This is a genomic window from Streptomyces sp. NPDC001941, from assembly GCF_040296945.1.
GTDB lineage: Bacteria > Actinomycetota > Actinomycetes > Streptomycetales > Streptomycetaceae > Streptomyces.
In genome coordinates, this window is record NZ_JBEOYE010000157.1 from 1 (window position 1) to 13,210 (window position 13,210).

Below are 13,210 nucleotides of genomic sequence, written 5' to 3' on the forward strand. Positions count from 1 at the left end.
CGGGGGGGGGGGGCGGGCGCCCCCCCGGGGTGGGGGGGGGGGGGGGGGGGGGGGCGGGGGTGGGGGGGGGGGGGGCCCCGGGGGGGGGGCCCCCCCCCCACGTCCGGCCGACGACGCGTGTCAGCCGTGTCGCTCAGGACCGGGCTGCCGCAGCGGCGACGATCCAGTTCCTGAACTCGACGGCGTAGTGCCGCAGGTGGTGGTCCAGGACGTCCTTCGGGCAGGACGTGGGGAAGTAGACCGTCAGGTTCGCGGTGAAGCCGTCGGCGGTGTCGCCGAACTGGATCAGCGCCCGCCCCACGACGGTGCCGTCCTCCAGGAAGAGGTTGGAGGACATCTTGCGCGGAAACTCCGACTCCGGGAGGAGCTCGGCCGCGTCCTCGGCCCAGGCCATCGCGTCCGTGCCCCAGCCGCCCATGTAGAACGAGGCGACGTGCGGGCCGATGTTCTCCACCACGCGCGCCCCGATGTCGTCGGTGCCCATGACGTAGTGCTCGGGGTGCGCTGCGAGAAGGGGGCGGGGGTCGTCGCCCGCGAAGGCCGCGTCCATCCAGGCGAGGAAATCGGCCGAGGTCAGGCCCCGGGCCCGGAGCACCGTCGTACCGCCGTGGAACTCACCGTCGGAGGTGCGCGCGCACTCCCGCAGGAAGGCGTTGCCCTCCTCGATGTCCGCGGCCAGAAGGTCGAGCAGGCCCTGGCGGCCCAGACGCGTCCTGAAGTGGTCCAGGGCGCGGCGGGCGTAGAAAAGCTCCATGTCGTCGATGCTGTCGGTGCCGGTGGGCCCGGACTCGAGCGTCACGGTCACAGCCGGGGAAGTCTGCTTGTCGGTCATGGTCCAGCCTCCAGTATTATGCGAATGTAAATTCACATTCGCGTTATGAGGTTACGCAGAGAGGCCCGCCCCTTGTCAACCGTTCTTGCCAGAACCCTCGCGGATACGATGCGGAGATGACCGACCGGCACGACCGCCCGGCGCCGTACAAGGAGCCGCAGCAGGCGCGCAGCGCCGCGACCCTGGCCCGCGTACTGCGCGCGGCCGAGGACATCGCCTCCTCGGCGGGCCTGGAGGAGATGACGATGACCGGCGTCGCGGAGCGCGCCGGAGTCTCGGTCGGCACGATCTACCGCCGCTTCGAGGACAAAGAGCAGTTGATCAACGCCCTCACCGAGCGGATGCTGGACCGGCGCGAGGAGTACGTGGCCGAGCGGCTCCGCGGGGCCCAGCCGTCACTGTCCGGCGTCATGAACGCCTACGCGCACGCCTTGCTGCGGTCCTTCGCCGACAGCAACAACCTGTTCCCCGAGCTGCTGCGCGCGCGTGGCGCGAAGGTCACGGACCGCGGGGCCCGCACCATCACCGAGGTGCACCGGCTCCTGCTCGAAGCGGCGGCTCCCTACGCGGACGAGATCCGCCGCTCCGATCCGCAGGGGGCGCTGGACACCGCGGCCCGCGCCCTCCTCGGCGCTTGCTTCCACAACTCCGTACGCCCCGACGCGGCGACCGGCGAGGCGGCCCAACGCCGCTACGCGGAGGAACTGAGCGAGATGGCGATCGCCTATCTCCTCACACCCGACCGTCGGTGAATCGCCCGCACCTGAGTGCACGGCTCACTCCCTGCCGAGCCGATCATTGCCTCTGCCCCAACTCCAACCGGCACCCGGCAACGCCGCAGGCGTCCACCCGAGGCGACAGGACGCGTTTGCGTGGGCGTTCGAATCCTCCGCGGCCGGACAGCACCTCCCAGACCGGCGGGGCAGCCTGCCCTGCGGTCGACTCCGGCGGTTCCTGCCGGTACCGCGTGCTTCTCGGCACACTCCCGTCCCGGCGACTGCCTGGCCGGCGAACCCACCGATCCGCCGCGATCACCCTGCGGAAGGGAACAAGCTCAGGTGGAGTGCCCCAGCATCTCGGACATGGCCCGGGTCGAGTTCAGCAGTTCCGCCGCGAGTCGAGGCAGGTCCTGTTCGGTGATGCCTCGTGCCGGCATCACCAGGGTCACGACGAGCGGGAAGGAGTCGCCCGCGGTGAACACCGGGGCGGCCAGGGAGGTGACCCCCGGGATGACGCCACCGGCAGTGGTGGCGACGCCCTCGCGCCGTACCTCGTCACGGATGCGGGCGACCGTCTCCCGGGTCACCGCGTCCAGGTGTTCCGTCTGCAGCTGCCCGCAGAGCGCCCGCTCGGTGATCTGCTCAGGCAGGTACGCGAGGAACGCTCCTCCCATCGCCGAGGTCAGCAGCGGCATCGTGGCGCCGACCCGCACCGTGATCGGCAGTGCGTGCGCGCCGTACTCCCAGCGCACGACGACAGGGCCGTGATCACCCCACACCGCAAGGTTGACCGCGTGCGTCGTGCGGTCACGCAGTCCGGTCAAGTGCTCGCTGACGAGCGCGACTTCGTCCATCCTGCGCAGTGACTCCACGCCGAGCCGCCGCATGGCCGGCCCCATGTCGTATCTGCCGGAGCTGGGAGACTGGGCCACCAGGCCGACCCGGGCGAGGCTGACCAGGTAGCGGTGTGCCTTGCTCGGCTGCATGCCGGCCGCGGCAGCGATCTGCGTCAGGCTCATCGGGCCTCGCCCCTCCTCCAGAGCCAGCAGGACCGTCATCGCCAGCTCCACGGACTGGATGCCTTGGCGGGCGGGGGCCGCCTCGCCCGCCTCGGGTTCGGAGGAATGCTCATTGCTCACAGCGGCGATCATAGTGACCGGCTCGGTCCTCCTTTCGAGAGAGCGGAGAGGGTGCGGCCTCAGGCGTTCGCCCGGGCGTCGTGTGTCACGGTGTCACCGCGGACCACGGCCAGCAGTTCACCTGCCAGGGCCGTCACCGCGTCCGAGCCGTTCGCCGTGCCGAAGACGTAGAAGTCGGGGCGGACCACGACGGCCGAGCAGTCCAGTTCGGCGAACCAGTCGCGGTAGGTGCCGTGCACGTCGTGGACGATCGCTGCCCGTGGGTGCCCGGCCGCTCGTTCACGCGGAACGACGATGCGTACGCCCGCGTGGTCCAGTGCGTCGAGCAGTCCGGCCCGGTCCAGGGCCGCCAGCGGCTCGTCCGCGACGAGCATGTGGAAGCCGCCGCCCATGACCTGGTCAAGGCGGTCGCGGCGGGTACCGTCGTCCACCACGCCCTGCACCGACAGGTGTCCTCGGCCAGGACCCGAGTCCTGTGCGAAGAGGCCGTCGGCGAGGCCCGGCAGGCGGACCGCCCCGGGGCCTCCCTCCTGCGCCCGGCGGGCCAGGAGGGCGCGGTCGCGCTCAGCTGCCCGGACAGGGTCGCGCAGGGTCTGCAGGTGGCCGAGCTCGATGCCCTTTTCCGTCACGGCACGCACATGCGGCTCTCGCTCCTGTTGGTAGGTGTCCAGGACGGTGTCCGGCATGCGGCCGCGCAGGACCAGGTCCAGCTTGAACGCGAGGTTCTGCGCGTCGCGGAAGCCCGAGCACATGCCCTGCCCGAGGAACGGGGGCATCTGGTGTGCCGCGTCGCCGGCGAGCAGCACCCGGCCGTCGCGCCAGCGGTCCGCGATGAGCGATCTGAACGTGTAGGTGGCGACCCGGACGAGGTCCGCGTCATGGGGGGTGAGGTAGGGAGCGACTCGTTTCCAGACGCGTTCCGGATCGCGTTCGGTGGTGAAGTCGTCCGCGGAGTCGAGCATGAAGCTGAAGCGGTGGTGCTCCGGGCCGAGCGAGATGATCGAGGTCGGGCCCGTCGGATCACCGAGCTGAAGGGCGTGCGGCACGTCCGTCGGGCGGCGGAAGCGGAAGTCGCACACCATCCACGGTTCGGAGAAGCCGTAGTCGTGGAGCTCGACGTCGAGGGCGGATCGTACGAAGCTGTTGCCGCCGTCGCAGCCCACGACGTACCGCGCGTTCGTCGTCGCGTGTCCGTCCGGGCCTTCGACGGTGAGCGTGACGTGCTCCGGGTGCTGTTCCACGGCGACCACGGTGTGCGCGTGCCGCACATCCACCCGGGGGGACGTGCGGCAGACGGCGTCCAGCGCGTTCTCCAGGTCCGGCTGGTACATCATGTGCCACTCGGCCCAGCCGCTGCGTCCGCGCGCGACGAAGTGCTGCTCGATCAGCAGGTCTCCACGGCCGTTGCGCCACTCGTAGGTGGGCTGCACGCGCACGCGGGGCAGCAGGTCGTCCGCGACGCCGAGGCGGGCGAGGGTGCGCATCGTCTCGTCGTCGAAGCTGGCTGCCCGCGGCAGGTTGTACAGGCCCTCGTAGCGCTCGAAGACCTGGACACGGTGGCCGGCCCGCTCCAGGAGACCGGCCGTCACCATGCCCACGGGGCCGTACCCGACCACGGCCACGTCCACCGGCTCCGTGTTCCGTCCCGGCTGCGTCACGCCGTCCCCCGCACCTTCCATCGGATGCCTCCAACCGTTCGCACGCTCCAGAGGGTTGACACTCCCGGAACGTACGTTTCACCATCCATGAAGTCAATGCATATAAGTGAAACTCGAATGTGGGGTGTGTCGATGCGGACCATCGGCCTTGAAGAGCACTTCGTCACACCGGAGTTGGCGGGGTACGGCGCCTCGTCGGCCTCGATCCTCCAGCCGGAGAAGTGGCGCGAGGCGTCGAGGCGGCTGCTGGACCTCACTGCGCAACGGCTGGCAGAGATGGACGCGGCGGGCCTCGACACGCAGGTCCTCTCCCTCAACGCCCCGGGCATCCAGGCCGAACCCGACGCCGCGACCGCCGTGGCCCGGGCCGCGGCGGTCAACGACCTGCTCGCCTCGGTGGTGGCCGAGCACCCCGGCCGGTTCGCCGGGTTCGCCGCGCTGCCGCTCCAGGATCCGCAGGCCGCCGCCAAGGAGCTGGAGCGCGCCGTCTGCCAACTGGGCCTGCGCGGCGTGCTGGTGAACGCGCACACCCAGGGCCGCTACCTCGACGACCCGAGCCTGCGCGTGGTGTGGGAGCGCGCCGAAGGGCTCGACGTACCGCTCTACCTCCATCCCGCCAACGGCGTCGGCATCCCGCACGTCATCGAGGGGCACCCCGAACTCGTCGGCCCGATGTGGAGCTGGGGCGCGGAGACGGCGACACACTTCCTGCGCCTGGTCTTCGGCGGGGTCTTCGACGACTTCCCACGGGCCAAGGTGCTGCTCGGGCACATGGGCGAAGGGCTGCCGTACGTGCTGTGGCGGCTGGACTCGCGGTGGGACTACCACGATCACCACGGGGTCGAACTCGCCCTGGACCGCCCCTCCGAGTACGTCCGGCGCCACCTGTACATCACGACGAGCGGCGTCTGCTCGGCGCCACCACTGCTCTGCGCGCTGCTGGCCCTGGGCGCGGACCACATCCTCTTCGGTACCGACTACCCCTTCGAGGACATGGCGACGGCCACCGCGTTCCTGCGGACCGCGCCGCTCAGCGAGGCCGACCGGGCGAAGATCGCCCACCTCAACGCCGAGCGCCTGCTCGGCCTCTAGACCTCCAACCCCCGTACGCCACCACCCGCTCCGGGCAGGCCCCGGGCAGACCAAGGAGTCGCCGGCATGACCGACGAGAACGCGGTACGGCACTGGATCGACGGCGCATGGGTCGGCTTCGCCCGTACACGCGAGAGCATCGATCCCGCCACGGGCGAGGTCATCGGGACGTACGCGGACGCCGACACCGACGTGGGCCGGCGCGCCGTCGACGCGGCCGACCGGGCGTTCCGGGACGGCACCTGGCGCCTGGACCCGATGCAGCGGGCCACCGCACTGAGCCATCTCGCCGACGTCTACGCCGCCCGGATGGAAGAGGTGATCGCGACCCTGTGCCAGGAGAACGGCAAACTCCGGCACGAGGCGGGCTTCGAGGCGCACTTCATCCTGCGCGCACTGCGCTTCGCGGCGGGACTGGCCGTACAGCCGCACGGCCGGGTCACCGACACGCACCCGGGCCGCATGGCGATGTCGATCCGGCAGCCCGTCGGCGTCGCGGGAATCGTGGTGCCGTGGAACTCCCCCGCCTACCTCTGCGTCCGCGCCCTCGCCCCCGCTCTCGCCGCCGGCTGCACGGCCGTGGTGAAGATGCCGGGGCAGGCCGCGCGGACCTCAGCGCTCATGAGCGAGATCCTCGCCTCCGTCCCCGAGTTGCCGAGCGGCGTGGTGAACGTCGTGGTCGAGTCCGGGTCCGACGTCGCGCGCCTGCTCGTCGACTCGCCCCGGGTGCCGGTGATCAGCTTCACCGGCAGCACAGCCACCGGGCGCCTGGTCGCGCAGGGTGCCGCCGCCCGTTTCAAGAGGGTGGGCCTGGAGCTGGGCGGCAAGACGCCACATCTGGTGTTCGCGGACGCCGACGTGGAGACCGCCCTGACCACGGTCGTGCAGTCCTGCACCGTGTTCGCCGGGCAGTTCTGCATGACCGGCAGCCGGGTTCTCGTCCAGAGGGAGATCGCCGACGCGTTCACCGACGCGCTGGCGGGGCTGTTGGAAAGCGTGCGCCCAGGTCCCGCTTCCGATCCCGCCAGTCAGATCGGCCCCCTCATCGACAAGGCGGCCGTCGCCCGGGTCGACGCCGCCGTGGAGGCAGCCGTGGCCGCAGGCGCCAAGCCGGTCGTCCGCGGCGGCCCGAGCACCCGCCCCGACCTCGCGGGCGGCGCGTTCTACCACCCGACGCTGCTCACCGTGTCGGACTCCTCGCTGCCGATCGTCCAAGAGGAGACCTTCGGGCCGGTGCAGACCGTCCAGGTCTTCGACACCGAGGAGCAGGCCGTCGCCCTGGCCAACGACACCGAGTACGGCCTCAGCGCCTGCGTGTGGACCAGGGACGCCGACCGGCCGGTCCGCGTCGCCCGGCAACTCGACGCGGGTCTCGTCTCCGTCAACAGCTGGGCGAACCTGACCGTGGAGTTCGAGGAGGGCGGCTACAAGTCCAGCGGCGTGGGCCGCCTCGGGGGACTGGCCTCCGTGGAGGACTTCCTGGAGCACAAGCAGATCACCCAGGACTATCTGCCGCAGCGCGGCTGAAGCCCCCACCCCGCCCCACACCCTCTCGCTCCGCACCTCCCTCAACCCTTGCTGTTATCACATATAGCGCCTAGTCTCGCAGCACCCTGCCGCCACCCGCACCCGGCACGCGGGTGCTGCGGGATCCGGGGGCCATCGGGCTCCCCGCGAACTGTGCGTTGTCGTTCTCCGCGCGCCGTCCTCCCGCCGCGCGGCATGCCGGAACACACCTTGGCAGGAGCCACACATGGCCCAGCAGCGCGACCTTCTGACCTTCGAGGTCGACGGACAAAGGATCACGGCGCTCACCGCCGGACCCGCCGTACCCACCGGGAAGCCGTTGATAGCCGCGCTCCACGGCGGCACCTACACCGCTCACTACTTCGACGTCAGGGGCGGTCCCGAAGGATCCTTCCTCGACACCGCGGTGGCGCACGGGCACCCGGTGGTCGCCTTCGACCGTCCCGGCTACGGTGGCAGTACACCGCTCCCGCCGGACGCCAACACCTTCGCCCGTCACGCCGAACTGCTCGGTGACGCCGTGGCGCAGGCGACAGCGCGCCTATCAGCCGACGCCGTGTTCCTGGTCGGCCACTCCATCGGCGGCATGATCGCGCTGATGATCGCGGCCGACGACCCCGGCTTCCCCCTCATCGGGGTCTCCGCGACCGGCATGGGCGCCGTGATCCCGCCGGGCGGGGCAGCCGAGGCGCTCGGCTCCCTCCCGCCGGACGAGACGGTCGACCTGCCGTACGCGGAGCGGGACTCGGTGATGTTCGGCCCTGCGCACACCCACACCCCCGAGGCGGTGGAGCGGGCGCACACGTCGTACGCACCCGTCCCGGTGGCGGAGTTGGTCCAGGCGCCCGCCTGGCCACGGGAGCACCTGCCCGCCGTCGCGCCGAACGTCCGCGTGCCGGTGCACAACACGCTCGCCGAGTTCGACGCCCTGTGGAGCAGCGGCCCGGAGAACGTGGCCCGGTTCGCGGGCCTGTTCACGAAGGCCCCCTTCATCGACGCGAGCGTCGCCCGCGGCACGGGCCACTGCATCGACCACCACACGCTCGGCCACGCGCTGCACCTGCGTCAGCTCGCGTTCGCCGAGGAGTGCGCGCAGTGGGCGGCGACTCGACGGACCGGGGCCGACCACTGATGTCCGTCATCCAGCACGCCCCGCTCCCCGGGCGCACCCGGGTCCTGATCGCCGGTGGCGGCCCCGTCGGGCTGGCGGCCGCCGTCGAACTCGGTCGCCGTGGTATCGACTGCGTGGTCGTCGAGCCCCGTCCGGCGGTGTCCCGGACGCGGCCGCGCTGCAAGACGCTCAACGTGCGCACGATGGAGCACCTGCGCCGCTGGGGCCTCGCCGACCGGCTGCGGGAGCGCGCGCCGCTGCCCGTCGCCTGGTCCCAGGACGTCGTGTTCTGCACGTCGCTGGCCGGGACGGAACTGTCCCGTTTCACCGGCGTCCTGGGACTGGTACCGGAAGGAGACCGGTTCCCTGAAGTCGGCCAGCAGGCACCGCAGTACGTGCTTGAGGACGTCCTGCGCGAGGCGGTCCTGGGCCTTCCGGCGTGTCGCCTGGTCCTCGGCTCGAAGGTCGCCGGCCTGGGCCAGGACGAGGACGAGGTGTCCGTGACGGTGGAGGACGACGCAGGGAACCGCGCGGTCGTCACCGCTGACTACGTGCTCGGCTGCGACGGCCCGCGCAGTGTCGTACGGGACGAGATCGGTGCCCGCTACGTCGGCGGCGAGGCCCTGCGGCCGAACTTCGGCATGGTCTTCTCCTGCCCGGGCCTGTGGGACCACGTGCGGCACGGGCCGGCCGTGCAGTACTGGATCGTCCACCCGGACGCCCCGGCGTTGGTGGGGCCGCTGGACCGCAAGGACACCTGGTGGGCGATCGCGTTCGGAGTCGACCGGGCGACCGGCGAGCGGGAGGCGCTGGGCTTCCTGGACACCGTGGCCGGCCGGCCGGTGCGGGCCACCGTGCTGTCGACCGATCCGTGGACGGCCCGCATGCAGATCGTCGACCGGATGCGGCACGGCCGGGTGTTCCTCGCGGGCGACGCCGCGCACCTCAATCCGCCCTTCGGCGGCCACGGCCTCAATACCGGCATAGGCGACGCTGTCGACCTCGGCTGGAAGCTGGCGGCGGTGCTGGACGGCTGGGGCGGGCCCGGCCTGCTCGACAGCTACGAGATCGAGCGGCGCCCCGTTCAGGAGCGCGTCGTCCACGAGGCGACCGCCAACATGCGGGTGCTGTCGACCGAGTTGCTGGCGGACGACCTGGAGGACCCGGACCTGGCGGGCGCCGAGGCACGCCAGGCCGCGGCCCGGCGCATCCAGGAGACCAAGAAGGCGGAGTTCCACTCCCTCGACCTGGTGCTCGGCCTCCGGATCGCCGCCTCACCGGTCCTGCCCCCGGAGCCGGAGCTGGCGTACGGGACTCCCGAGGGCCGTGCGCGGGTGGGCTCCCGCCTGCCGCACACGTTCCTCACGGACGGCCGCTCCCTGTACGACGTCCTCGCTGACCACCTGACGCTCCTCGTCCTGGACGTCACCGCTCTCGAAGCGGCCGCTCTGTCGGAGGCGGAGGCGCCTTTCACCGTGGTGCACCTGGCTGCCGCGCTCCCCGCCGGCTTCGCGCAACGACTGGGGGCTCGCTTCGCACTGGTCCGCCCGGACCAGGTGGTCGCCTGGCTGGGCGACACACTCGCCGCGGATCTCGCCGAAGTCGTCGACACCGTGCGAGGCCGAGGCACGCACCACGCCGAGACCGCGCCCACGCAGCGGAGCTGACGTTCCGTCACCCGCCACCCGTCCCGCCCCGTCCGCGCCCTGGCCGAGGTGCTTGCCTCGCGGCCGGGGCCGATCCCCTGCCCCTTTTCCAGCGGCCGGAAGGAAGCGACGCACATGTCCGGACAACCATGGACCAGACGTCAGGTCCTCAACACCGCGGCGGGTACGGCCGCACTGGCCGGCGCAGGCCAGTTGACCGCACCCGAAGCCGCCCGTGCCGACGGCGCACGGCGCAGAACCGGCGGACCGCTTCGGATCGTCGCGATCGAGGAAGCCGTCATGCTGCCCGGCCTCATCACCCAGGGCACCGCGCTGGGCGGCGCCATCCCCTTCCGCCCCGAAGTCGCCCGCGAGTGGCTGAAGCGGCTGCCGGACATCACCGAGTACCGCCTCGCCGACATGGATGCCAACGGGGTGACCATGCAGGTGCTGTCCCTCACCCCGCCCGGGGTCCAGATGCAGCCCGACGCGGCCATTGCCGTACGGGACGCGCAGATCGCCAACGACGCCCTCGCGGAGATCATCGCGGCCCGTCCCACGCGCTTCGGTGGCCTCGCCGCCCTTCCCCTCCAAGACCCCGGGGCGGCCGTGCGGGAGGCGAGGCGGGCGATGCGCGACCTGAAGATGGCCGGGTTCCTGGTCAACGGCCACACCAACGGCCACTACCTGGACGAGCCGCGGTTCCGGCCGGTGTGGGCCGAGCTGGAGCAGCTGGGAGCCGCGCTCTACCTGCACCCCACCCCGGCACCGGCCGGCGACTGGGGCCTGCTGAAGGACCGTCCGGAACTCGTCGGCCCCCTCTACAGCTGGGCGGCCGAGACGGGTGGGCACACCCTGCGCATTCTCCTCGGCGGTGTCTTCGACGACTTTCCCGGAGCCCGGCTCATCGTGGGGCACATGGGCGAGTTCCTGCCCTTCCACGCGCCCCGGCTCGACGTGCAGATCCGGAACATCACCACGCGCGTACCGCTCAAGAGGCCGCCCTCCGCGTACTTCGGGGACAACATCTCCCTCACGACCTCCGGAGTCATGGACGACACCATGCTCAGGGCAGCCATCGACGTCGTCGGCATCGACCACGTGCTGTTCGCCATCGACTACCCCTTCGAGAAGAGCGAACAGGCCGTCGCCTTCCTGCGCCGCGCGCCCCTGACGCCGGCTCAGCGCAGGAAGATCGCGTCCGGCAACGCGCAGCGGATCCTCAAGCTGTGACGCCTCTCGTCCTGCCCGCAAGCGCCGGCGACGGCCTCGCTATAGTTGATATCGACCACTGGGCGGCCGAGGCGAGGGACACAGCGTGGCGACACCGCGAGGGACCGTGCAGCCCATCACGTCACGGTCGGTCTCCGAGCAGGCCACCGACGAGCTGCGGCGCGCGATCCTGGCGGGCGGACTGGCCCCCGGCGCGGAGTACTCGCTGCGCGAGCTGGCCGGCATGCTCGACATCAGCTTCATCCCGATCCGCGAGGCGCTGCGCAGTCTGGAGAGCGAAGGCCTGGTCATCATGCGGCCCGGCCGCAGCGCGGTCATCGCCCCACTCGACCTCGACGACCTGCACGGCATCTACCGTCTCCGGCGCGCCCTCGAACCGGAGATCGCCCGGCGCTCGTGCGCCCTGCTGACGGACCGGGACCTGGACCGGCTGCAGGCGCAGGCCGCCGACTTCGGCGCCCGGGAGCAGGGCATGGCCGACATCTACGACGACCATCACGCCTTCCACCTCGCCCTGTTGGCACCCGCCGCGACCGCCTGGGACATCCGTGTCCTGACCACGCTGTGGCGGGCCGCGGAGCGCTACATCCGCATCGGATTCGGCCGGCTGGACCCCGACCCGACCGAGCACGAACGGCGCGGCAAGGCCCACGCGGACCTGCTGGCCGCTTTCCGCGGCCGTGACCCCGAGAAGGTGGCCGCAGCGGTCGAGCAGCACCTGGCCCGCAACGAGAAGATCGCTTTCTCCGCCCTGGCCTGACCGACAGCCAGGTAGGCCGGGCAGGTAGGCACGCGCGCGCATCCCCGTATCTCCGTACCGCACTCCGCACTCCGCACTCCGTCGACAGGTTGCTGTTATCACATATAGCGGCTACGGTCGGCGTCCAACGCGGCCTGAGGGCGTCCGGCGGCGACCACCGGGCGCTGCATCAGGGGCCCTTCGAAGGCCGGCCCCCCACGCTGACGACGCGTTCGACCCTCCGCACCACCGCTGCACTTTCCGCACCCCACCCGCAGAAAGGCACCCCCATGTGCATCCCGCACACCAACCGGCGCGACTTCCTCAAGACGGCCGCGGCGGCCGGAGTCGCCGCCACGACCCTGCCGGCGCTCGTCGCCCCCACCGCCGCCACCGCACAGGAGCGCACCGCCGACGCACCCCAGAAGGTCGCTCTCACCGGCGTCCGCGTCTTCGACGGGGACCGGCTGACCTCACCGCGGACCGTCGTCATCGACAACGGCCTGATCGGACCGAGCCCACTCGGGGCGCGCCAGATCGACTGCGCCGGCGCCGTCCTGCTACCCGGACTGATCGACGCCCACATCCACCTCCAGGACGTCACCACCCTTCAGCAGCTCTCCGGCTGGGGCGTCACGACCGGCCTGGACATGGCCTGCTTCCCGCCCTCGCTCGTCGCGTCGCTGCGCAGAAGGCCCGGCCTGACGGACATCCGCAGCGCGGGGACTCCCGCGGTCGCGCCCGGCAGCCCGCAGAGCGGGATCCCCGGATTCCCGGCGAACGCGATCCTGACCGGCCCCGACCAGGCTCTCGCGTTCGTACGCGCCCGCATCGGCGAGGGCTCGGACTACATCAAGGTCATCGTCGACGAGCCCGGCCTCTCCCCCGCCACCGTCAAGGCATTGACGGTGGCGGCCCACTCCTTCGGCAAGCTCGTCATGGCGCACGCGACGTCGGCGCTCACCGTGGGCCGCGCGCTCGACGCCGGCGTCGACATGATCCACCACGTCCCACTCGACAGCCCGCTGTCCGACGCGACGGCGGCCCGGTACGCCGCCACGGGCACGATCGCCGTCCCCACGCTCACGATGATGGAGGGCTTCGCCGCTCTGGGCGTGCCCGGCTGGAGCTACGAGGCCGCGGAGGGCAGTGTCACCGCGTTGCGCCGGGCCGGCGTGCGGATCCTCGCGGGCACCGATTCCAACCACACGCCGGGGATTCCCGTGCAGCCGCCCTTCGGCACCAGCCTGCACCACGAGCTGGAGCTGCTCGTCAGGGCGGGACTGACGGCCCGTGAGGCACTGCGCGCCACGACCAGCCTGCCCGCCCAGTCCTTCGGGCTGCGGGACCGGGGCGCCGTCCGCGTCGGGAGCCGCGCCGACCTGGTCCTGATCGACGGGGACCCGCTCGCGGACATCACCGCGACCCGCGCGATACGCCGTGTCTGGGTCGGTGGCACGGAGTACGCGCCCGTCGGTTGACCGGAAAGCCGTCCGGGGCCGGCGTCGTGCGGC

General features: G+C 71.7%; 11 protein-coding genes. 8 read left to right on the forward strand and 3 right to left on the reverse strand.

The genetic code is table 11. The features are described from left to right. Positions 1-133: 133 nt before the first annotated feature. On the reverse strand, positions 134-832 hold the full coding sequence (locus tag ABT160_RS44540; protein ID WP_351655436.1) for a hypothetical protein: 699 nt from the start codon (positions 830-832) through the stop codon (positions 134-136). A 116-nt stretch (positions 833-948) separates the two neighbouring features. On the opposite strand from ABT160_RS44540, the gene ABT160_RS44545 reads away from it, so the two are divergent. Beyond that, the gene (locus tag ABT160_RS44545; protein ID WP_351655439.1) at positions 949-1,584 is read left to right on the forward strand and encodes a TetR/AcrR family transcriptional regulator; all 636 of its coding nucleotides are present in this window, start codon (positions 949-951) and stop codon (positions 1,582-1,584) included. A 302-nt stretch (positions 1,585-1,886) separates the two neighbouring features. Here ABT160_RS44545 and ABT160_RS44550 read toward each other — a convergent pair whose 3' ends face one another. After that, a complete protein-coding gene (locus ABT160_RS44550) occupies positions 1,887-2,690 on the reverse strand; it encodes an IclR family transcriptional regulator (protein WP_351655442.1) in 804 nt (267 codons plus the stop codon). 59 nt (positions 2,691-2,749) lie between these two features. Continuing rightward, positions 2,750-4,348: a bifunctional 3-(3-hydroxy-phenyl)propionate/3-hydroxycinnamic acid hydroxylase MhpA gene (mhpA, locus tag ABT160_RS44555; RefSeq protein ID WP_351655444.1), complete on the reverse strand. Its 1,599-nt coding sequence runs from the start codon at positions 4,346-4,348 to the stop codon at positions 2,750-2,752. Between the two features lie 132 nt (positions 4,349-4,480). Here mhpA and ABT160_RS44560 point away from each other — a divergent pair, with 132 nt between their 5' ends. The 7 genes from ABT160_RS44560 to ABT160_RS44590 all read left to right on the forward strand — a co-directional run bounded on the left by ABT160_RS44560 (position 4,481) and on the right by ABT160_RS44590 (position 13,177). Next, a complete protein-coding gene (locus tag ABT160_RS44560; protein ID WP_351655465.1) occupies positions 4,481-5,440 on the forward strand; it encodes an amidohydrolase family protein in 960 nt (319 codons plus the stop codon). Between the two features lie 66 nt (positions 5,441-5,506). Further along, entirely contained in the window at positions 5,507-6,967 is a 1,461-nt protein-coding gene (locus tag ABT160_RS44565) for an aldehyde dehydrogenase family protein (RefSeq protein ID WP_351655447.1), read from the forward strand. A 226-nt stretch (positions 6,968-7,193) separates the two neighbouring features. Continuing rightward, on the forward strand, positions 7,194-8,099 hold the full coding sequence (locus ABT160_RS44570) for an alpha/beta hydrolase (RefSeq protein WP_351655450.1): 906 nt from the start codon (positions 7,194-7,196) through the stop codon (positions 8,097-8,099). Further along, positions 8,063-9,745 (forward strand): FAD-dependent monooxygenase, encoded by a 1,683-nt coding sequence (locus tag ABT160_RS44575; RefSeq protein ID WP_351655453.1) that lies wholly within the window; start codon positions 8,063-8,065, stop codon positions 9,743-9,745. Before ABT160_RS44570 ends, ABT160_RS44575 begins: the two co-directional genes overlap by 37 nt. Before the next feature lie 114 nt (positions 9,746-9,859). Beyond that, on the forward strand, positions 9,860-10,957 hold the full coding sequence (locus tag ABT160_RS44580; protein ID WP_351655456.1) for an amidohydrolase family protein: 1,098 nt from the start codon (positions 9,860-9,862) through the stop codon (positions 10,955-10,957). 85 nt (positions 10,958-11,042) lie between these two features. Next, positions 11,043-11,717: a GntR family transcriptional regulator gene (locus ABT160_RS44585; RefSeq protein WP_351655459.1), complete on the forward strand. Its 675-nt coding sequence runs from the start codon at positions 11,043-11,045 to the stop codon at positions 11,715-11,717. 269 nt (positions 11,718-11,986) lie between these two features. Beyond that, entirely contained in the window at positions 11,987-13,177 is a 1,191-nt protein-coding gene (locus ABT160_RS44590) for an amidohydrolase family protein (RefSeq protein ID WP_351655462.1), read from the forward strand. Positions 13,178-13,210 lie beyond the last annotated feature (33 nt).